17 protein-coding genes are annotated in these 20082 nt (G+C 61.1%); 6 read left to right on the forward strand and 11 right to left on the reverse strand.

What is annotated here, in order from left to right; all coding sequences use genetic code 11:
- Window positions 1-81: 81 nt before the first annotated feature.
- Together mutM and HX790_RS12950 are read right to left on the reverse strand one after the other, a co-directional pair.
- Window positions 82-894: a bifunctional DNA-formamidopyrimidine glycosylase/DNA-(apurinic or apyrimidinic site) lyase gene (gene mutM / locus HX790_RS12945; protein WP_176991630.1), complete on the reverse strand. Its 813-nt coding sequence runs from the start codon at window positions 892-894 to the stop codon at window positions 82-84.
- A gap of 21 nt (window positions 895-915) precedes the next feature.
- Window positions 916-1728, reverse strand: a complete 813-nt coding sequence (locus tag HX790_RS12950; RefSeq protein WP_169987622.1) for an HDOD domain-containing protein — start codon at window positions 1726-1728, stop codon at window positions 916-918.
- Window positions 1729-2013: 285 nt separating this feature from the next.
- On the opposite strand from HX790_RS12950, the gene HX790_RS12955 reads away from it, so the two are divergent.
- From HX790_RS12955 to ilvD, 3 genes are all read left to right on the forward strand, one after another.
- Entirely contained in the window at window positions 2014-3210 is a 1197-nt protein-coding gene (locus HX790_RS12955; RefSeq protein ID WP_003213799.1) for a class I SAM-dependent rRNA methyltransferase, read from the forward strand.
- Window positions 3211-3413: 203 nt separating this feature from the next.
- Complete coding sequence (locus tag HX790_RS12960; protein ID WP_176991631.1) at window positions 3414-4574, forward strand: MFS transporter; 1161 nt, start codon at window positions 3414-3416, stop codon at window positions 4572-4574.
- A gap of 228 nt (window positions 4575-4802) precedes the next feature.
- A complete protein-coding gene (gene ilvD, locus HX790_RS12965) occupies window positions 4803-6644 on the forward strand; it encodes a dihydroxy-acid dehydratase (protein WP_017139479.1) in 1842 nt (613 codons plus the stop codon).
- A gap of 176 nt (window positions 6645-6820) precedes the next feature.
- On the opposite strand, the gene HX790_RS12970 is transcribed toward ilvD, so the two are convergent.
- Entirely contained in the window at window positions 6821-7879 is a 1059-nt protein-coding gene (locus HX790_RS12970; RefSeq protein WP_017139480.1) for a hypothetical protein, read from the reverse strand.
- A 241-nt stretch (window positions 7880-8120) separates the two neighbouring features.
- Between HX790_RS12970 and HX790_RS12975 the strand changes: the two genes are divergently transcribed.
- Window positions 8121-9512 (forward strand): L-cystine transporter, encoded by a 1392-nt coding sequence (locus HX790_RS12975; RefSeq protein ID WP_017139481.1) that lies wholly within the window; start codon window positions 8121-8123, stop codon window positions 9510-9512.
- Window positions 9513-9607: 95 nt separating this feature from the next.
- Here the strand turns inward: HX790_RS12975 and HX790_RS12980 are convergent, their stop codons facing one another.
- Window positions 9608-10120 (reverse strand): dihydrofolate reductase, encoded by a 513-nt coding sequence (locus HX790_RS12980; protein WP_176991632.1) that lies wholly within the window; start codon window positions 10118-10120, stop codon window positions 9608-9610.
- 69 nt (window positions 10121-10189) lie between these two features.
- On the opposite strand from HX790_RS12980, the gene HX790_RS12985 reads away from it, so the two are divergent.
- Together HX790_RS12985 and HX790_RS12990 are read left to right on the forward strand one after the other, a co-directional pair.
- Window positions 10190-11569, forward strand: a complete 1380-nt coding sequence (locus HX790_RS12985; RefSeq protein WP_176991633.1) for a DUF2868 domain-containing protein — start codon at window positions 10190-10192, stop codon at window positions 11567-11569.
- Window positions 11562-12944 (forward strand): DUF3482 domain-containing protein, encoded by a 1383-nt coding sequence (locus HX790_RS12990; RefSeq protein WP_176991634.1) that lies wholly within the window; start codon window positions 11562-11564, stop codon window positions 12942-12944. The genes HX790_RS12985 and HX790_RS12990 overlap by 8 nt, the downstream gene beginning before the upstream one ends.
- Here HX790_RS12990 and HX790_RS12995 read toward each other — a convergent pair.
- From HX790_RS12995 to HX790_RS13025, 7 genes are all read right to left on the reverse strand, one after another.
- The gene (locus tag HX790_RS12995) at window positions 12931-13485 is read right to left on the reverse strand and encodes a hypothetical protein (protein ID WP_017139485.1); all 555 of its coding nucleotides are present in this window, start codon (window positions 13483-13485) and stop codon (window positions 12931-12933) included. The genes HX790_RS12990 and HX790_RS12995 overlap by 14 nt on opposite strands.
- Window positions 13486-13799: 314 nt before the next feature.
- Window positions 13800-14330, reverse strand: coding sequence for a hypothetical protein (locus HX790_RS13000; RefSeq protein ID WP_017139487.1), 531 nt, complete (start codon window positions 14328-14330; stop codon window positions 13800-13802).
- A gap of 97 nt (window positions 14331-14427) precedes the next feature.
- On the reverse strand, window positions 14428-14988 hold the full coding sequence (locus HX790_RS13005; RefSeq protein WP_017139488.1) for a phosphonate degradation HD-domain oxygenase: 561 nt from the start codon (window positions 14986-14988) through the stop codon (window positions 14428-14430).
- On the reverse strand, window positions 14985-16115 hold the full coding sequence (locus HX790_RS13010) for a TIGR03364 family FAD-dependent oxidoreductase (protein ID WP_169987592.1): 1131 nt from the start codon (window positions 16113-16115) through the stop codon (window positions 14985-14987). The genes HX790_RS13005 and HX790_RS13010 overlap by 4 nt, the downstream gene beginning before the upstream one ends.
- Before the next feature lie 126 nt (window positions 16116-16241).
- A complete protein-coding gene (locus HX790_RS13015; protein ID WP_017139490.1) occupies window positions 16242-17258 on the reverse strand; it encodes a putative 2-aminoethylphosphonate ABC transporter substrate-binding protein in 1017 nt (338 codons plus the stop codon).
- A 22-nt stretch (window positions 17259-17280) separates the two neighbouring features.
- On the reverse strand, window positions 17281-19005 hold the full coding sequence (locus HX790_RS13020) for a putative 2-aminoethylphosphonate ABC transporter permease subunit (RefSeq protein ID WP_176991635.1): 1725 nt from the start codon (window positions 19003-19005) through the stop codon (window positions 17281-17283).
- A 1-nt stretch (window position 19006) separates the two neighbouring features.
- A complete protein-coding gene (locus tag HX790_RS13025; protein WP_017139492.1) occupies window positions 19007-20071 on the reverse strand; it encodes a putative 2-aminoethylphosphonate ABC transporter ATP-binding protein in 1065 nt (354 codons plus the stop codon).
- Window positions 20072-20082 lie beyond the last annotated feature (11 nt).

Raw genomic sequence — 20082 nt, forward strand, 5'->3', positions numbered from 1 at the left:
CTCCCACATTTAGAGTGGTGAATACCTCCAAATGTGGGAGCTGGCTTGCCTGCGATGGCGACATCAGCCATCACCCGACACTCAGCTCTGGCACTTGGGGCAAAACACACTCGCCCGCTGCCCCAGCACCACATTGCGCAACTCGCTCCCGCAGACCTTGCACGCCTCACCGCCCCGGCCGTAGACGTACAGCTCCTGCTGGAAATACCCCGGTTGCCCATCACCGCCGATAAAGTCCCGCAACGTGGTGCCACCACGCTCGATAGCTGCCGCCAGCACGCGCTTGATCTCGATCGCCAGCTTCAAATAACGCCCGCGTGAGATACCACCCGCAGCCCGGCGCGGATCTATCCCTGCCGCAAACAACGCTTCGGTCGCGTAGATATTGCCCACGCCCACCACCACCGCGTTGTCCATGATGAACGGCTTCACCGCTATCGACTTGCCACGCGACAGCTGGAACAGACGCTCGCCATCAAACAGGTCGGTCAACGGCTCCGGCCCCAGGCGCAGCAACAGTTCGTGGTTGTGCGGGTCCTGGCTCCAGAGCATCGCGCCAAAACGCCGAGGGTCGGTATAGCGCAGCGCCAGGCCCGACTCCAGCTCAATGTCCACATGCTCATGCTTGAGCGCTGGCAAGCCGACTTCCACCAGGCGCAAATTGCCCGACATACCCAAATGGCTGATCAACGTGCCCACTTCGGCATTGATCAACAGGTACTTGGCCCGCCGCTCCACCAGCACGATGCGCTGCCCGGACAGGCGCACATCCAGGTCTTCCGGGATCGGCCAGCGCAGGCGCCGTTCACGCACCACCACAAGGCTGACGCGTTGGCCTTCCAAATGCGGCGCAATCCCGCGCCGGGTGGTTTCGACTTCGGGTAACTCGGGCATGTGTACCTCTTGATTAAAGGGTCAGTGCGCGCCCAGTTCGCGGATCGATAGCTTCAGGCTTTCAAAGTCGTAGTCCGACAGGCCCACGTAGTCCAGCACCAGATGCCCGATGGCATCCCACTCATGGTCCGCCGATTGGTTGCCCAGCACGCGGTGGGACGAGCAGATGTGCTCGGCCATCTTGAGGATCGCCAACAGGTTTTTAAGTTGCGGGTTGCGCGACGACTCATCGCTGAAAATCGCCAGGGCGTTGTGGTGGTTGGCGATGGCGTCGGTCACATGCTCCGGCAGGCGCCAGGATTTGGCGGTGTAGTAACCCACCACGGCATGGTTGGTGTTGAACGCGTTGTTCTCGGTGTCGACCACCCGGCAATCCGGGCCGGCATTGGCGTAAGCCTGCTCCAGCACCGCCATGTAATTGGGGAAGCGCTTGAGCATCAGCGGCACGCCGCAGTCGTGGAACAGGCCCAAGGCATAGGCCTCGTCGACCGTTTGCGAGCCGGTGCGCTTGGCCAGGGTCAGGCAGGTCATGGCCACGTCCTGGGCGGTGTCCCAGAAGCGGTTGAGGGTGACGATGGTGTCGTCGCTCATCTCGCCCTTGATCGACTGCGCGTTGATCAGGTTGATGATCGAGCGGCTGCCCAGCAGGTTCACCGCGCGCTGGATCGAGGCGATCTTGTTGCTCAGGCCGTAATACGGCGAGTTGACGATCTTCAGCAGCGCACCAGACAGGCCTGGATCCTGGGAGATCAGCCGCGCGATCACTTCCAGGTCCGGGTCGGGCATGTACTGCTCCATCTGCAAATCCACCATGATTTGCGGTTGAGGCGGCACGCTGATGCCTTGCAGGGCCTGCTGGATCTGCTCGGCGGAAAGCTCTGGGGACATAAATACACACTCTGGACTAGGCGCGAATTCTAACCTCTATGGGAAGCTGACCGACACCTCAAAAACCGGATTGAATGTGGGCTCTGGGCTTGTGTGGGAGCTGGCTTGCCTGCGATTGCATCACCACCGTACGTCAGATACACCGAATCGCCTGCATCGCAGGCAAGCCAGCTCCCACATGAATAACGGCGCAACAGGGTATACTCCCGCTCTTTTTTCCGGAGCGACGTCATGTCCCTGCCTAGCCTGCGTCTCAAAGCCAACGCCGATCGTCGTTTGCGCAACGGCCACCTGTGGGTCTACAGCAACGAAATCGATGTGGCCGCCACACCTCTTCACGGCTTCCAGGCAGGCGACCAGGCTATCCTGGAAGCGGCTGGCGGCAAGACCCTGGGCATCGTGGCCATGAGCCCGAACAACCTGATCTGCGCCCGCCTGCTGTCACGCGACATCAAGTTGCCGCTGGACAAATCGCTGCTGGTGCACCGCATCAACGTCGCCCTGTCCCTGCGTGACCGCCTGTTCGACAAGCCGTTCTACCGCCTGGTCTACGGTGATTCCGACCTGTTGCCGGGCCTGGTCGTCGACCGTTTCGGCGACATCCTTGTAGTACAGATCGCCTCGGCGACCATGGAAGCGCACAAAGAAGACGTGATCGCTGCCCTGACCCAAGTGCTCAAGCCAAGCGGCATCCTGTTCAAGAACGACTCCGCCGCGCGTGACGCCGAAGGCCTCAACCGCTACGTCGAAACCGTTTTCGGCCTGGTGCCGGAGTGGGTCGCGCTGGAAGAAAACGGCGTGAAATTCGAAGCCCCGGTGATCCAGGGCCAGAAAACCGGCTGGTTCTACGACCACCGCATGAACCGCGCCCGCCTGGCCCCGTACGCCAAAGGCAAACGCGTACTCGACCTGTACAGCTACATCGGCGGCTGGGGCGTGCAAGCTGCAGCGTTCGGCGCCAGTGAAGTGTTCTGCGTCGACGCCTCCGCCTTCGCCCTCGACGGCGTAGAGCGCAACGCCGCACTGAACGGTGTTGCCGAGAAGATGACCTGCATTGAAGGCGACGTGTTCGAAGCCCTCAAAGAGCTGAAAGCCAGCGAAGAACGTTTCGACGTGATCGTCGCCGACCCACCGGCCTTCATCAAACGCAAAAAAGACATGAAAAACGGCGAAGGCGCCTACCGCCGCCTGAACGAGCAAGCCATGCGCCTGCTCAGCAAGGACGGCATTCTGGTCAGCGCATCGTGCTCCATGCACCTGCCGGAAGACGACCTGCAGAACATCCTGCTGACCAGCGCCCGTCACCTGGACCGCAACATCCAGATGCTCGAACGCGGCGGCCAGGGCCCGGATCACCCGGTGCACCCGGCGATTGCCGAAACGCGCTACATCAAGAGCATTACCTGCCGGTTGCTGCCTAATAGCTAAGTAACACGCAGATCAAATGTGGGAGCTGGCTTGCCTGCGATAGCGGTGGACCTGTTGACGAGTTTGTTGACTGACACTCAGCCATCGCGGGCAAGCCCGCCCCCACATTTTTCCGACACAAACCGTCCTTCAACGGTTTTGATTGAATTCCACATTTCGCAGACTAGTATCGGTTTCTGGAATTACTCCGGAAAACAAAAACAATGTCTGGGCCCTACCTCTCCCGCTTCATCCTCATCACCTGCATTTCCCTGATCAGCTTTTTCCCTATCAACATTCTGCTGCCCTCGTTTCCCGCGCTGGCTGCCAGGTTCGACACACCTACCGCAGAAATCGCACTGTCGATCAGTCTGTTCACGCTGGTGTTTTCAATTTCCCAATTGATTGCAGGCCCGCTGTCGGATAAATGGGGCCGCAAGGAAGTGCTGATCGGCTGCATTACGCTGTCGATCCTCGGCGCGATGGGTTGCGCGTTCGCGTCCGACTACCTGACCTTCCTGCTGTTTCGCTGCGTGCAGGCCATGGGCTGCGGGTTTTTCGTACTGGGCCATGCACTGGTCGAAGACCTGTTCGAAGAACAGGACCGCGCCCGCGTACGCCTGTATTACATGACCCTTAGCGGTTCGTTTGTGGCGCTCTCGCCGCTGATCGGCTCCTGGCTGCAAACCACCTTCGACTGGCAAGGCAGCTTCTACGGCTTTGCGCTGATGGCACTGGGCATGTTGATCCATGCGCTCTGCATCCTGCCGTCCAAGGCCGCCAGCCCGCACCGCGCGCCGGTATCAATCATCGGTACGCTCAGAGCCGTCGCTGGCAACCGCGACTTCCTGCGCTACTGGTGGATCGCCGCGCTGGTGTTCGCCTGCTATTTCGCCTTGATCAGCGTGACGCCGCTGATTTTCATGGATGCGTTGAAACTGTCCGAATACCAATACGCACTGATGTTGATGGTGTACGGCGTGGCCTACCTGCTCGGTGGCGTCGCGGCATCGTACTTGCAGAAGCGCATCTCGCTGTCCCGGCAAATCAATATCGGGCTGGGATTGCTGCTGGTGGCCGGCATTTTGTTAACGCTGATTATCAGCGTTGAGGCCATCACCTCCCTGACTCTGCTGATCCCGATGCTGATCAGTGCCCTGGCCGTCACTCTTGTGCGGCCTGCCGCGATTTCGGCGGCGATGCTGCTGTTTTCCAGCAGCGCGGGCACGGCAGCGTCGGCGGGCAACAGCATCATGTTCCTGACCGCGGCCATCAGCAGCGCCGCCCTCGCGCAGACCGGCAACCATTTGCTGATGACCATCGCCGTAAGCTTCATCGTTTTCAGCCTGTGGGGTTGGGTGGCGAATGCACGTGTGGGTCGCTAGCAAGCGCCCTCGCCACAGACGGTCATTCCCTCCAGCCGCCAGCGGTGTAGAATCGGCCTTATTCATCGCCAGTCATCCCCCGGCGGGTTTATGAGCTCGAGGCCCAGGCACGCGGCGATCCCGCGACGCGAGTGGCAACGTTTGGACACACGGCCATTTTCTGAGTGCTCCATACGTCAATAGAAGCTCACTTCCCTTTAGTACTTGATTAGCCGCCCGGAGTGCTCCATGCCAGATTACCGCTCGAAAACATCCACCCACGGCCGCAATATGGCCGGCGCGCGCGCACTGTGGCGTGCCACGGGGATGAAAGATGACGACTTCAAGAAGCCGATCATCGCGATTGCCAACTCCTTTACCCAGTTCGTACCGGGCCACGTCCACCTCAAGGACCTGGGCCAGCTGGTCGCCCGCGAGATCGAACGCGCCGGTGGCGTCGCCAAGGAATTCAACACCATCGCCGTGGATGACGGCATCGCCATGGGCCATGACGGCATGCTGTATTCGCTGCCGAGCCGCGAGATCATTGCCGACTCCGTGGAATACATGGTCAACGCCCACTGCGCCGATGCCATCGTCTGCATCTCCAACTGCGACAAGATCACCCCCGGCATGCTGATGGCCGCCCTGCGCCTGAACATCCCGGTGATCTTCGTCTCCGGCGGCCCGATGGAAGCCGGCAAGACCAAGCTCGCCTCCCACGGCCTCGACCTGGTCGACGCCATGGTCATCGCCGCCGATTCCAGCGCTTCTGACGAGAAGGTCGCGGAATACGAACGCAGCGCCTGCCCGACCTGCGGTTCGTGCTCCGGCATGTTCACCGCCAACTCGATGAACTGCCTGGTCGAAGCCCTGGGCCTGGCCTTGCCGGGCAACGGTTCCACCCTGGCCACCCACAGCGACCGCGAACAGCTGTTCCTGCAGGCTGGCCGCACCATCGTCGAGCTGTGCAAGCGTTACTACACCGAGAACGATGAGTCGGTGTTGCCGCGCAATATCGCCAACTTCAAGGCGTTCGAGAACGCCATGACCCTGGACATCGCCATGGGCGGTTCCACCAACACCATCCTGCACTTGCTGGCCGCAGCGCAAGAAGCCGAGATCGACTTCGACCTGCGCGACATCGACCGTCTGTCCCGTCATGTGCCGCAACTGTGCAAAGTCGCGCCGAATATCCAGAAGTACCACATGGAAGACGTGCACCGCGCCGGCGGGATCTTCTCGATTCTTGGCTCGCTGGCCCGTGGCGGCCTGTTGCACACCGACCTGCCGACTGTGCACAGCAAATCCCTGGCCGAAGGCATCGCCAAGTGGGACATCACCCAGACTGACGACGAAGCGGTGCATCACTTCTTCAAGGCTGGCCCGGCGGGTATCCCGACCCAGACCGCGTTCAGCCAGTCGACCCGTTGGGAAACCCTGGATGACGACCGTGAAAACGGCTGCATCCGCAGTGTCGAGCACGCCTACTCGCAAGAAGGCGGCCTGGCCGTGCTGTACGGCAACATTGCCCTGGATGGCTGCGTGGTGAAAACCGCCGGTGTGGATGAATCCATCCACGTGTTCGAAGGCCGCGCCAAGATCTACGAAAGCCAGGACAGCTCGGTGCGCGGCATCCTCGCCGACGAAGTGAAAGAAGGCGACATCGTGATCATCCGCTACGAAGGCCCGAAAGGCGGCCCGGGCATGCAGGAGATGCTCTACCCGACGTCTTACCTGAAATCCAAAGGCCTGGGCAAAGCTTGCGCCTTGCTGACCGACGGCCGCTTCTCTGGCGGCACCTCGGGCCTCTCGATCGGCCACGCTTCGCCAGAAGCCGCTGCCGGTGGCGCGATTGGTCTGGTGCAGGACGGCGACAAGGTGCTGATCGACATTCCGAACCGCTCGATCAACCTGTTGATCAGCGACGAAGAACTGGCGGCACGCCGGGTTGAGCAGGACAAGAAAGGCTGGAAACCGGTGGAGAAGCGTCCGCGCAAAGTCACTACCGCGCTGAAGGCATATGCCCTGTTGGCCACCAGTGCCGACAAAGGTGCTGTGCGTAACAAGGCGATGCTCGACGGCCTGTAAGCCCGCCCATAAAAAAGCCCCGCCACGTGCGGGGCATTTTTTTGCCTGAATAAAACTCCCCAGACAACAGAGATCAACTGTGGGAGCTGGCTTGCCTGCGATGGCGGCGTGTCAGCTTGCCTCTCTGAGCCTGACCGATCGCTATCGCAGGCAAGCCAGCTCCCACACTGACCGCGTTACTGGATTTCGTCCGGCTTGACGATCACCCAGTTCTTGTCCGCCGTCACCGGCAAGCCTTCCTTGGCCTGAGCAGCCGCGTGCTTGGCCATCATGCCGTTGAGCTGGGTCATGTATTTGTCCTTGCGGTTGATCCACAAGTGAATGCCACCCTTGGCCACGTCCACATCGTGGAATAGCATGTAACCGTCGCTGGTCGGTGTGTCACCGCCGACGATCACCGGTTTTTTCCACTCGTCGATGTAGGTCAGGATCGCTGCGTGCTTGCCGGCCATCCAGGTTGCCGGGGTCCATAAGTACGGCGTCAGTTCCAGGCCGAGGTTGGCCTTCTCGTCATATTTGCCCGCAGTGATCTGCTTACGCGCAGTGGTCAGTTCGCCGGTCTTGCGATCCTTGAGCAAGGTGCTCACGCCGATGACGTTCTCGGGTTTGACGTTGTAGCCGTACTTCGGATCGGCGGCGACCATACGCACCAACTCCTCGGAGGCGGCGGTCATCACATACACCTCGATGCCGTTTTCCATCAGCTTGTTGTACAGCTCAGCCTGGCCGGTGAAGACTTTCGGCGGCTGCACCTCAGACTTCTTCACCACATCGCCTTCAAAGTAGGTGACCGGCACCGGCTTGCCGGAAGCCATCAGCTCGTCCACCTGGACCTTGAGTTCCTTGAGGGTGAAGCCCGAGAAAATCTGCGCAACCCATGGGTAGCAGACCATGTCGTCGACTTCGCAAAGGCGGTAGTAGTAGCTGAACAGGCTTTCCTTGTGGTCGGCGGTGTCCTTGAACGGCATCAGCTTCAGCGATGGGTCCATGCTCTCGCGGGTGATCAGGCCCTTGTTTTCCATGTAGGGCAGCAAGGACTCTTCGAGGTCGTAGCGGTAACTGGTGTTGTCCATGTCGAACACCGCGAAGTTACCCTTGTTGGCGTTGGCGGCGATCATCTTGTTCAGTTGCTCGGCGGCCGGCGCCGGCCAGTGTTTCAACTCTGTGGCGGCAAATGCCTGGCTGACGAGGCCGAGGCAGAAGGCGGCGGCAAGTAGTTTTGGCGCGAGCTTCATAAGCGTTTTCTCCCTGAGTGAAAGACACCGACGCTAACAAATCTGTATGACAGTTATCGCCCGAGCACGACCGCTTGCGTCGTGATAACGCCAAGGGCATGTGCCTGAGCGTCAAATGCTTATTCCAAAAACGACAGTCGCCATTCCATATTGGTATTAAATCAATATATTTCAAACTGTTAGGCTTCCCGGTTCGCAATCGCAGGCTCACGCGATTGGCTGCCTTCTCAACGGAGCTTCAATGAATCTGCCCCTGATTCTCAACTTACTGGTGTTCGTGGCCCTGTTGCTGGGCCTGGCACAAACCCGTCGCACGAACTGGAGCCTCGCCAAGAAGGTGCTGTTTGCCCTCGTATTGGGCGTGGTGTTCGGCACGGTGTTGCACACCATTTACGGCGACGGCAACCCGGTGCTGAAGGCCTCGATCAGCTGGTTTGATCTGGTCGGCAATGGTTACGTGCAACTGCTGCAAATGATCGTGATCCCGCTGGTGTTCGCCTCGATCCTCAGTGCCGTGGCGCGCCTGCATAACGCCTCGTCCCTGGGCAAGATCAGCTTTTTGACCATCGGCACGCTGCTGTTCACCACCGCGATTGCGGCGCTGATCGGTATCGGCCTGACCAATCTGTTCGGCCTTACCGCCGAAGGTCTGGTGGCGGGCACCCAGGAGATGGCACGCCTGCAAGTGATCCAGAGTGATTACGCGGGCAAGGTGGCCGACCTGAATATCCCGCAGTTGCTGCTGTCGTTCGTACCGGCCAACCCGTTTGCCGACCTGGCCCGCGCCAAGCCGACGTCGATCATCAGCGTGGTGATTTTCGCTGCATTCCTGGGGGTTGCCGCGCTGCAACTGCTCAAGGATGACGTGGAAAAAGGCCAGAAAGTGCTCAACGCCATCGACACCCTGCAAGCCTGGGTCATGCGCCTGGTGCGCCTGGTGATGAAGCTGACGCCCTACGGCGTGCTGGCGCTGATGACCAAGGTAGTCGCCGGCTCCAACCTGCAAGACATCATCAAGCTCGGCAGTTTTGTAGTGGTGTCTTATCTGGCTCTGGGGCTGATGTTTGTGGTTCACGGCCTATTGCTGTCGCTGGCCGGGATCAACCCGCTGCGGTTCTTCCGCAAGGTGTGGCCGGTACTGACGTTTGCCTTCACCAGTCGTTCCAGTGCGGCAGCCATTCCGCTGAGCATTGAAGCGCAGACCCGCCGTCTGGGGATCCCGCAGTCCATCGCCGGGTTTGCCGCCTCGTTTGGCGCGACGATCGGCCAGAACGGTTGCGCCGGTCTCTACCCAGCCATGCTGGCGGTGATGGTTGCACCGACCGTGGGCATCAACCCGCTGGACCCGCTGTGGATCGCGACGCTGGTGGCGATTGTGACCTTGAGTTCGGCCGGTGTGGCAGGCGTGGGCGGTGGTGCGACCTTTGCCGCGCTGATCGTGCTGCCGGCGATGGGCTTGCCGGTGTCACTGGTGGCGCTGCTGATTTCCGTGGAGCCGCTGATCGACATGGGCCGCACGGCGTTGAACGTGAATGGTTCGATGACAGCCGGGGCGATTACCAGCCAGATCATGGGGCAGACGGATAAAGCGCTGCTGGATGCCGATGAGCATGCTGAATTAGCGCAGGTCTGATAGACCGCTATCGCAGGCAAGCCAGCTCCCACACTTGAATCGGTTTCCTCAGGAGAAATCGGTCAACTGTGGGAGCTGGCTTGCCTGCGATGCTTTTAGGCTTTTTCCCAGACTTCGAAGTTGTAGGCAGGCTTATCGCCTTCAGCCAGGTTCTCGACGTTTGAAACCAACTTCCACTGGTTCAAATCAAACTCCGGAAACCATGCATCGCCTTCCGGGCTCAACGCCACCCGCGTCAAATACAGGCGATCCGCCTGCGCCAGCCCCTGCGCATACAGCTGCGCACCGCCGATCAGCATCAGCTCATCCACGCCCTGTTCCAGCGCCCAGGCTTCAGCCCGCTCAACCGCCGCGTCCAGTGACGGAAAAACTTCCGCACCTTCCAGCGCCAAGCCGGTCTGACGGCTGACCACAATGTTCAAGCGCCCCGGCAACGGTCGGCCCAGGGAATCCCAGGTCTTGCGCCCCATGATGATCGGCTTGCCGAGCGTGGTGGCCTTGAAATATTTAAAATCCCCCGGCAAATGCCAGGGCATGCTGTTGTCGACGCCGATCACCCGGTTTTCACCAAGGGCTGCGATCAGGCTTAAAGGGAGAGTTTTTTTCATGCCGACGAGAATACCAGAGCCACGAGTCTGCGGTTATGCTCCAAGCTCACTTGCTCAACAGGACGGCGCGTGACTGCTCTGAACCCGCTGCATACACTTTGGCTGACCGAAACCGTGCGCCTGCGCGAAGAACACGCAGGCCCTTTGGAAGACCTGGAAGCCAACCGCCTGGCCCGCACGGCCGGTGGCGACCTGGCGACGCGCATCCAGCAGCGTGCCCTGCACCTGGCCGAGCGCGATGGGCTGACCGCCGCCCTCACCCGCTGGCTGCAAGGCGCTCGTTTGGCGTTGGTGCTGCTGGCGGTGGTCGCGGTTATCAGTGGCGCCGGGCTGGCCTTTGCCGCCTTGGGCAACGGCCTGACGCCGGTGAACGTGTTCTGGGCCTTGGGCAGCCTGCTCGGCTTGAACCTGATCCTGTTAATCAGCTGGGCCTTGGGCTTGCTGTTTGCCGGTGAACACAGCGCCAGCCTCGGGCGGCTGTGGTTGTGGCTCAGCGAAAAACTTGCCCGGGATGCCAAAGCCGCGCAATTGGCGCCAGCCTTGTTGCTGTTGTTGCAGCGCCAGAAACTCAATCGTTGGGCCGTGGGTGTGCTGGTCCACAGCCTGTGGTTGTTGGCATTGCTCAGCGCCTTGGTGATTCTGCTGACACTGCTGGCCACGCGGCGCTACGGTTTTGTGTGGGAAACCACCATCCTCGGCGCCGATACCTTTGTTGCCGTCACCCAAGCCCTCGGCAGCTTGCCCGCCTTGCTGGGTTTTAATGTGCCGACGGTGGAGATGATCCGCGCCAGCGGCGACTCCGCCCTGAATATCGAAAGCGCCCGCCAGGCCTGGGCCGCATGGCTGGTAGGCGTGCTGCTGGTGTACGGCCTGCTGCCCAGATTGCTCCTCGCCCTGCTGTGCCTGTGGCGCTGGAAACGCGGGCGCGCTGCGTTGCGCCTGGACCTCAACCTGCCCGGCTACAGCCAATTACGCGAACGCCTGATGCCAAGCAGTGAACGGCTGGGCGTCAACGACGCCGCGCCCGAACAACTGCACCTCGTCACTGGCGGCATCAGCGAACTGGAAAGCGACGGCGCCCTGCTGGTGGCCATCGAACTCGACGATCAGCACCCGTGGCCGCCCAAGCTGCCAAGCAGCGTCAAGGATGCTGGCATCCTCGACAGCCGCGAATCGCGCAACAAACTGCTGGAACAACTCACGCGCTTCCCGCCCGCACGCCTGGCCATTGCCTGTGACCCGCGCCGCTCGCCGGATCGCGGCAGCCTGGCGTTGATCGCCGAGCTGGCCCGCAGCGCCACCGCCACCCGCGTATGGCTGCTGCAGGCGCCACCCGGCCAGGCGCTGGACGCCGAGCGCTTGGGCGACTGGCACGCCGCGCTGCAACAGCTGGAGCTGCCGTTCGCCGACTGTGCGCCGCTGAACTGGCTGGAGACCGGTCATGACTAAACCACTGAAACTCGCCGTGGTCGGCCACACCAATGTCGGCAAAACCTCGCTGCTGCGCACGCTGACCCGTGATGTGGGCTTTGGCGAAGTCTCCCATCGCCCCAGCACCACCCGTCATGTGGAAGGCGCGCGTTTGTCGGTCGACGGCGAAGCCTTGTTGGAGCTGTACGACACGCCCGGCCTGGAAGATGCCATCGCGTTGCTTGATTACCTGGAACGCCTGGACCGACCCGGCGAACGCCTCGATGGCCCGGCTCGCCTGGCGCGGTTCCTGGAAGGCAGCGAAGCCCGCCAGCGTTTTGAACAGGAGGCCAAAGTGCTGCGGCAACTGCTGGCCTCGGACGCCGGTTTGTACGTGATCGACGCCCGCGAACCAGTGCTGGCCAAGTACCGCGACGAGCTGCAAGTGCTGGCCAGTTGCGGCAAGCCATTGCTGCCGGTGCTCAACTTCGTCAGCAGCAACGACCACCGCGAGCCGGACTGGCGCGAAGCCCTGGCCCGCCTCGGCCTGCATGCGCTGGTGCGTTTCGACAGCGTGGCGCCGCCGGAAGACGGCGAACGCCGCTTGTATGAAAGCCTGGCACTGCTGCTGGAAAACTCACGGCCGCAATTGGAACGCCTGATCCTCGATCAGCAAGCCCAACGCCAGGCCCGTCAGCAAAGCGCTGCGCGCTTGATCGCCGAGCTGCTGATCGACTGCGCCGCATGCCGGCGCAGTGTGGTCACCGAAGATGAGCAGCAAGCCATCGCTGATTTGCGTAAAGCCGTGCGCCAGCGCGAACAGAAATGCGTAGAGGCGTTGCTCAAGCTATTCGGTTTTCGCCCACAGGACGCCGCGGCCAGCGACCTGCCCTTGCTGGATGGCCGCTGGGGCGATGACCTGTTCAACCCCGAAACCCTCAAACAACTCGGCGTTCGGGTCGGCGGCGGGATCGCCGCAGGCGCGGCAGCCGGTGCGGGTGTGGACCTGCTGGTCGGCGGTCTCACCCTCGGCGCCGCCGCCCTCGCCGGTGCCATTGCCGGTGGCGCACTGCAAACCGCACGCAGTTACGGCAGCCGCCTGCTGGGCAAGCTCAAGGGCCAGCGCGAGCTGACCGTCGACGACAGCGTGCTGCGCCTGCTCGCCCTGCGCCAACGCCAGTTGCTCAGGGCCCTGAACCTGCGTGGCCATGCGGCGATGCACAGCATCAAGGTCGACTCGCCGCAGGACAAAACCTGGCGTGAAGGCAAGTTGCCGGATGCGCTGTATAAGGCGCGCGCCCATCCGCAATGGTCGTCGCTCAACCCTCACGCCAAGCTGAGCCAAGCCGAGCGCCAAGAGCAGGTCGAAGTCTTGGCGACCAAACTCAATGAGGCTGAGGTTAAGCCGTCTTGATGGGTTGTGTATGCCAGTCGAATGCGAGGAAAGCGTTGCACAAGACCTTAATCGCAAGTTTGTCGCGGTGGTCAGCAACATCATCCCGATCCAAGTCACTGTTGGTAAATGACTCCAGAACCCCATCACTATCGCCGTCATAACCAGCCGCGCTGTACACCAGCGCGCGTTTACCCTGCAGTGAACAGCACTGGTAAAAATTCAGCTTGATCGCATTGGGCACGCCATCTTTCGCCCAGTGACTGACGTGCATCGTCAAGTAACGCCGCCAGGTATCGCCGGGGTTAAACCAGCCTTGCTTCAAAAAGGTATCGACAAAGGCCTTGAGCAACACTTTGTCTTCCGCTGATTTATAGCCATCAGCGTTGATATCGCCGGGTAGCAGGATATCGGCAGCACCGTCAGCCGTAATATCCACGGCCACGGCTTCATGCACCAGTTCGTCAGGTTCGTTGTCGGCCCGCTGAAAAAACTGCAACACCGCCATGTCGGGTTTGCCATTACCGCTTCTGTCCTGAGCGGTGGCTTTCAAGTAACGCATCACAGACTCTCGTTTCATACTGGACATCCCTCGTCGTCAGTAAACCAATTGAACTTCAAAACCGTATCGGCGAGCACTTGCACCAAGCCCTTGTCGACGTCATTGGTGACGCCGTCACGGTTAATATCGAAGTGAATATTCCACTCCAACGCCCCGTCACTATCAAAGTCATAGGCGGCGTTCCATATCAGCGGGGTGTTATCGCAAGGGTGAATAGCGCATGGAGGTTTCCTGAAAAGCTAATTCATGCCTCGTGCGCTCACCAGCGCACACAGTCGATGCCCGCTGTAAGAAGGCTCGACATGTGTCGCCCCTTAACGCCAGTTGAACTTCAGATACAGATTGGCCATTGATTGCAGTGCCTTTAGATCCATGGTGTCGAACAGCTCAAGAGGCAGCGCTTCGTCATCCAGTTGCATTACGCCCATGCCGAGGCTATCGCACGCGGTGACGCTGAACTTCAGCCGCTGTTTTTCAATCATGGGTTTTTCGTTCTGATAGAGATCCAAGCGAACTTCGGCGGGGTCGCCTGCGACGGTGAAACGGCTCACATAAAAGTTGATCGAGCGGTTGGGCATGGGTGGACGGCAGAGCCAATTCACTTTCAATACAGCATTGGCAAAATCCTTGAGTAACGCCCTGTCCCTCTCCCCCGAGACACCATTGCCGTCGATGTCACCGGTGATCTGGTAATCGACCAGGCCATCCGCAGATAAGTCGACAGCTGTGGCCTGGCGCACCAGCTCATCCGGCAGCTTTGGCGTGCGTTGAAAAAACAGAAGGTCCACGGTATCCGCCAAAGCATTAGCACTTTGATCCTTCACGGCAACTCTCAAATAACGCATCTAAATCGCTCCCTTAATCAGAGGGCGTACCTTACAGAGTGCGTGGACATTGACTCCATGCGCTGCGTCCGTGTCATCGGTCGGAATCACGCCATTCTTATGAAGGCAACGTCAGTAGCCGCCGAGCCTTGAACTTTAATACCTCCAAGTCCAGTACAGGCACGTGCATTTGCTTGGCCTGCTCATCCCAATCACGCAGGCGCAGGCTGACCTCGCAAAGCGGATCTTGCTCAAAAGCCCGAGCCTCTTCGGCCGTCATCACACCGCCCTGGTAACCCAGGGTACGGCGGCTGGCTTCACTCAAGCGCGCGCAGTAGTCCGGCTGGCTGAAGGTCAGGTAGCGTTTGGCTTGCACGTGGTACTCCACCAGTTTGGCCATGCGCTCGCTGAAGCCTGCGCGGCGCAAATAGTCCGCACCCAGGCGTTCGTGGCTGACCACGCCATAGCCGCCCATGTTCTCACCGCCCTGCCCGCAGAGATGCCCTATGTCGTGGAAAAACGCCGCCAGCACCACCTCATCGTCGAAGCCTTCGGCCATAGCGAGCTGCGCAGCCTGGGACATATGTTCGATCTGCGACACCGGCTCACCGATGTAATCGGCCGCGCCGTGCTGTTCGTATAAGCCGAAGACTTCGGCGATTGCCTGTTCCGGATTCATGATGCGTCTCCCCACAATGCTGTGATATTTCGCTCGGCCATCGCCGGGCCAACGCTCATGCCCACGCCGGAATGCATCAACGCCGCGCTCACGCCCGGCGCCGCACGCAGGAATGAAAACGGCGCCGGGCCGCGTGAGCCATACACACCCTGCCAGCGTTCCACCACCTGGATTTTGCAGCCTAACGTTTGCTCCGCCAGCTCGATCAGCCAGTCATCAACTTGCTCGGCATTGAACGGTGATGCATCGCTGCCGTAATCGTGGGAGTCGCCGATGATCAGCTCGCCCTGCGGTGTCGGACTGATCAGCAAGTGAATGCCGTGCTCTTGCAAATGCGGCGCTTCGCGCAGGATCTGCGCCTGCACTGGCGCAGCTTCCGGCAGGTCGGCAAACGCGCCGTAGTGCACGCAACTAAGGCCCGTGAGCAATGCGTGTTGCAGGTTCAGGTTGAGCGCAGGCCGGGCGCGCAGCATTTGCAGGCGACAGATGCTGGGGTTGAGCCCGGCAATCGACTCCGCCAACAAGGTTTGGTAGTCATGACCGGAGCATACGATGACCTGCTCACCGCGAAAGCTGCCCGCTGTAGTGTGTACTTGACCAGGCTCAACGTCGCGCACCAGCGTGGAGAAATAGAACTGCACCTTCAATTCCTGGGCCAGATAATTGATCAGCGCCGGGATCGCCTCGCGCGAATACAGTTGCTGATCATCCTTGCCATGCAGCGCGGCACGGTGATGGCGAAACTGACCGCCGTACAGGTCTTTCATCGCCGCGCCTTGCAACAGCTCGACGTTGTAGTCGTGTTCTTGCGCCCGGCCAGCGCAGAAGGCTTCCAGCAGATGTTCTTCGGCTTCGGTGCGGGCGAACAGGTATGAGCCGTTGCGCTTGAGCTGGATACCGGCCACCTGTGCCCAGTGCGCCCAGATATCACGGCTTTCCTGCGCCAGATCAAGCATCGGCCCGGGGGGTTGGCCGGTGACCAGTGCCTGGCCGAAGTTGCGCACGGAGGCCCCCAGCGGTGTGGCGCTGCGCTCGAAGACCTTGACCTTTAGGCCGCGTTTGGCGGCGGCGTAGGCGTGGGACAGGCCGAGGATGCCGGCGCCGATGATTAACAGATCGCTACTCATGTGTTCCTCTCGTTCCCACGCTCTGCGTGGGAATGCATCCAGTGACGCTTTGCGTCACGACTTCCAAGAGCGGACGCGGAGCGTCCAGGGCTGCATTCCCACGCGGAGCGTGGGAACGATGATCAGTTACTGCTTCTCCGACTTGCCGTCATAGCGCTTGCGCCATTCGGTCAGGATGCTGTCGCGGTTTTTCGAAGCCCAGGCGAAGTCGTTCTTGATCAAGCGTTGTTCGTAGTCAGCCGGCAATTCGGTCTGCGGCTTGGCGATACCCGGCTGGGCGAGGACGGCGAAGTTGTCCTTGTACAGCTCCATCGCAGCGGGGCTGGCGGAGAAGTCGGCAAGTTTTTTGGCCGCATCGGCGTGAGCAGTGCCCTTGATCACGGCAGTCGCTTCGATGTCCCAGCCCAAGCCTTCTTTGGGCAAGATAATGTCCAGCGGCGCGCCTTGGCGTTTGAGCTGCACGGCCGGGTACTCAAACGAAATACCAATCGGGAATTCCCCGGAAGCCGCCAGCTTGCACGGCTTGGAGCCGGAGTGAACGTACTGGCCGATGTTCTGGTGCAGGTCGTCCATGTACTGCCAGCCCTGCTTCTCGCCGAAGGTCTGCAGCCAGGCGCTCACATCCAGGAAACCGGTGCCGGACGACGCCGGGTTCGGCATCACGATCTTGCCCTTGTACTCAGGCTTGGTCAGGTCTTGCCAGCTCACCGGCTTGGTCAGGCCTTGTTTCTCGGCTTCGACAGTGTTGAAGCAGATGGTCGCAGCCCACACGTCCATGCCGACCCAGGCCGGTGGGTTGGCGGCGTCACGGTAGTTTTTGCCGATCTTGTCCAAGTCCTTGGGTGCGTAGCTATCCAGCATGCCTTGCTGATCGAGAATCGCCAGGCTGGAGGCAGCCAGCCCCCACACCACATCCGCCTGCGGGCGGGCTTTTTCGGCCAGCAGTTTGGCAGTGATGATGCCGGTGGAGTCGCGCACCCACTTGATATCGATATCCGGGTTGGCTTTTTCGAAGGCCTGTTTGTAGGTCTTCAACTGCTCGGCTTCGAGGGCCGTGTACACCGTCAACTCGGTTTTGGCGGCAAAGGCATTCAGGCTGAATGCGCTGAGTAGAGCAGCGGCCAGGGCCAAGGGCTTGAACATGGAGCACCTCCTTCAGGGACTTTTATTGGCCGGGCGCGGTTTGGCGCCAGGCTTGAGAGCGGCGTAAAGCGCCACGTGAGGCCCACGCCAGCAGCAGCGAGACGCCGGCCGATGTGAACAGGATCAGGGTCGACATGGCCGCAGCGCCGCCCACATTGCCGGCGTCGTCCATGTTCAACACGGCGACGGCGGCGAGGATGGTGTCGGGGCTGTAGAGGAAGATCGCGGCGGACACGGTGGTCATCGCCGACACAAACAAGTAGCGCACGATATCCAGCAACGCGGGCAGGCAGATCGGCACGGTGACACGCAGATAGTGGCGGTACAGCGGCGCCTTGAGGGACAGCGCAGCGGCTTCGAACTCGGCATCCAACTGGCGCAGCGCGGTGGTTGCGGTCATTTGCGCGGTGGTCAGGTAGTGCGCGATGGTGCACACCACCAGCAAGGTCATGGTGCCGTAGAACACGTGCAGCGGGTTGCCGTTGAGGTTGAAGAAGAACACGTAACCCAGGCCCAGCACCAAGCCCGGCACAGCCATCGGCACAAAGCTGAGCATGCGCAGCGCCAGGTTCAGGCCTTTCTGGCCCTTGGTCTTTTCCATCAGGTAGGCGCCGGTGAAGATCAGTACGCTGCCGATCAGCGCGGTGCACAGCGCCATGGTCAGGCTGTTGCGATACGCCAGCCAGCCGCCGCCGGCCGTGTCTTCAAACTGGTAGTGATTGAGCGATAGAGAGAGGTTGTACGGCCAGAACTTCACCAGCGAGGAATACACCGCCATGCCGAACACCAGCAGCAACACGGCGCATATCAACAACACAATCGCCAGGTAGCAGCCATCCCTCAAGCGCGATGGCGCCGGCTGGAACACCTGGGCGCGGCCGCTCATGGCATCGCCATGACGACGGCGCAGCCAGGCGTCCACAGCAAAGCTGAACAGCGCCGGCAGCAACAACACCATGCCGATCAAGGCGCCGCGACCGAACTGTTGCTGGCCGACCACCGCCTTGTAGGCTTCCAGCGCCAACACCTGATAATCGCCACCCACCACCACGGGCACGCCGAAGTCGGTGATGGTCAGGGTGAACACCAGGCAAAACGCCGCGAATACCGCCTGACGCGTGGCCGGCCAGGTAATGCTGCGAAACGCCCGGGCCGGGCTGGCGCCCATGCTGGAGGCGGCATCGAACAGGCGCGCATCCGCCAGGGACAGCGCCGACAGCAGAATCATCAGGGCATGTGGGAAGGTGTAGATCACTTCACCCAGCACAATGCCCCAGAAGCCGTAGATATTGTCCGAGAGCAAACCACGCAACATGCCCTGGTTGCCGAACAGATAGACCAGCGCAATACCCGGCAACATCGACGGGGCCATCAATGGCAGCAGCGACAGGCCGCGCCAGATCGGCTTGCCGGGGATCAGCGTGCGTTGCAGTGCGTAGGCAAACAGGTAGGCCAGCGGTACGACGATGGCCGCCACGCTGAGGGAAACTTTCAGGCTATTGCCTAACAACCAATGAAAGTTGGCGCTGGTCATCAGCTCCCGCGCCGCGACCAGCCCGCCGCCCTGCCCGGCTTCGCTGCTGAAGCCGCGCCAGAAGATCGCCAGCAACGGCAACAACACCGCAATGCCCAGCAGGAGTAACCAAAGCAGCTTGCCGCCGACCACAAAGAGGCGGTCGCCAAGCTCAGCGCGGGAAACCTGACGAGCCACGTGGTCGGGTATCGGCAGACTCATATCAGCAGCCATCTCAGGCAAACACCTGCAGGCTGCGCGGCGGCAGAGCCACCCAGATATCCTGCGCGCCCAGGCGCGGCATGGCTTCGGGGGCCAGTTCGGCCAACAGCGGGTGGCCAGGCAATTGCTCCAGCTCAAAGCTCATGCGGCAGCGGTTGCCGAGGAAAGTGATCTCGCGGACCTTGGCCGGGAACAGGTTTTCTTCATGCACCAGCGGGTTGACGCTGATGGCTTCCGGGCGGCAGAACAAGCGGCCGGACTTGGCTTTGCTGGCGCTGTCATCCAGCCGCATGTGCAAGCCGCCGACCTGGGCATGGCTGTCACTGCTGCGGCTGAACGGCAGCCAGTTGCCCTGGCCGACAAATTCCGCCACAAACGGCGTGGCCGGGCGGTCGTAGATTTCCTGGGGCGTGGCGTATTGCTCGACCTTGCCGTTGTTCATCACGGCAATACGGTCGGCCATCAGCATGGCCTCGTCCTGGTTGTGGGTGACCATCAGCGTGGTGATGCCCAGGCGCCGTTGCAATTGGCGCAGCTCGGTACACAGATGCTCACGCACGCGGGCGTCGAGGGCCGACATGGGTTCGTCCAGCAACAGCAATGACGGCGCCGGCGCCAGGGCACGGGCCAGGGCCACGCGCTGTTGTTGGCCGCCGGAGAGTTGACCGGGGTACTTTTTTTCACTGCCGACCAGGCCGACCAGTTCGAGCATCTGCCCGACGCGCTTGCGCACTTCGTCGCGACCACTGCCGGTGAGGCCGTAGCCGATGTTCGCTTCGACGGTCAGGTTGGGAAACAGCGCGTAAGACTGGAACAGAATGCCGTAGTCCCGCGCCTGCGGCGGTAGCAAGGAAACATCGCGGTTGCCCAGGTAAAGCTCACCGCTGTCCTGGCGCTCCAGGCCGGCGATACAGCGCAGCAAGGTGGTTTTGCCGCAGCCGGACGGGCCTAGCAGGCACACCAGCTCGCCGGCCGCGACCTCCAGGGACACGTTGTCCAGCGCGGTGAATGCGCCGAAGCGTTTCTGGATACCGCGCACCTTCATTGGCGCACCGGGTTGGGTCAGGGCTGTGTTCATGCAAGGCACCT

Source organism: Pseudomonas sp. IPO3747 (assembly GCF_013385245.1).
Classification (GTDB): domain Bacteria; phylum Pseudomonadota; class Gammaproteobacteria; order Pseudomonadales; family Pseudomonadaceae; genus Aquipseudomonas; species Aquipseudomonas edaphica.

Excerpts from the sequence above, each read along its gene's own strand:
- mutM (WP_176991630.1), bottom strand. The coding sequence starts at position 894 with ATGCCCGAGTTACCCGAAGTCGAAACCACCCGGCGCGGGATTGCGCCG.
- HX790_RS12955 (WP_003213799.1), top strand. The coding sequence starts at position 2,014 with ATGTCCCTGCCTAGCCTGCGTCTCAAAGCCAACGCCGATCGTCGTTTG.
- HX790_RS12960 (WP_176991631.1), top strand. The coding sequence starts at position 3,414 with ATGTCTGGGCCCTACCTCTCCCGCTTCATCCTCATCACCTGCATTTCC.
- ilvD (WP_017139479.1), top strand. The coding sequence starts at position 4,803 with ATGCCAGATTACCGCTCGAAAACATCCACCCACGGCCGCAATATGGCC.
- HX790_RS12970 (WP_017139480.1), bottom strand. The coding sequence starts at position 7,879 with ATGAAGCTCGCGCCAAAACTACTTGCCGCCGCCTTCTGCCTCGGCCTC.
- HX790_RS12975 (WP_017139481.1), top strand. The coding sequence starts at position 8,121 with ATGAATCTGCCCCTGATTCTCAACTTACTGGTGTTCGTGGCCCTGTTG.
- HX790_RS12980 (WP_176991632.1), bottom strand. The coding sequence starts at position 10,120 with ATGAAAAAAACTCTCCCTTTAAGCCTGATCGCAGCCCTTGGTGAAAAC.
- HX790_RS12990 (WP_176991634.1), top strand. The coding sequence starts at position 11,562 with ATGACTAAACCACTGAAACTCGCCGTGGTCGGCCACACCAATGTCGGC.
- HX790_RS12995 (WP_017139485.1), bottom strand. The coding sequence starts at position 13,485 with ATGCGTTACTTGAAAGCCACCGCTCAGGACAGAAGCGGTAATGGCAAA.
- HX790_RS13000 (WP_017139487.1), bottom strand. The coding sequence starts at position 14,330 with ATGCGTTATTTGAGAGTTGCCGTGAAGGATCAAAGTGCTAATGCTTTG.
- HX790_RS13005 (WP_017139488.1), bottom strand. The coding sequence starts at position 14,988 with ATGAATCCGGAACAGGCAATCGCCGAAGTCTTCGGCTTATACGAACAG.
- HX790_RS13010 (WP_169987592.1), bottom strand. The coding sequence starts at position 16,115 with ATGAGTAGCGATCTGTTAATCATCGGCGCCGGCATCCTCGGCCTGTCC.
- HX790_RS13015 (WP_017139490.1), bottom strand. The coding sequence starts at position 17,258 with ATGTTCAAGCCCTTGGCCCTGGCCGCTGCTCTACTCAGCGCATTCAGC.
- HX790_RS13020 (WP_176991635.1), bottom strand. The coding sequence starts at position 19,005 with ATGGCTGCTGATATGAGTCTGCCGATACCCGACCACGTGGCTCGTCAG.
- HX790_RS13025 (WP_017139492.1), bottom strand. The coding sequence starts at position 20,071 with ATGAACACAGCCCTGACCCAACCCGGTGCGCCAATGAAGGTGCGCGGT.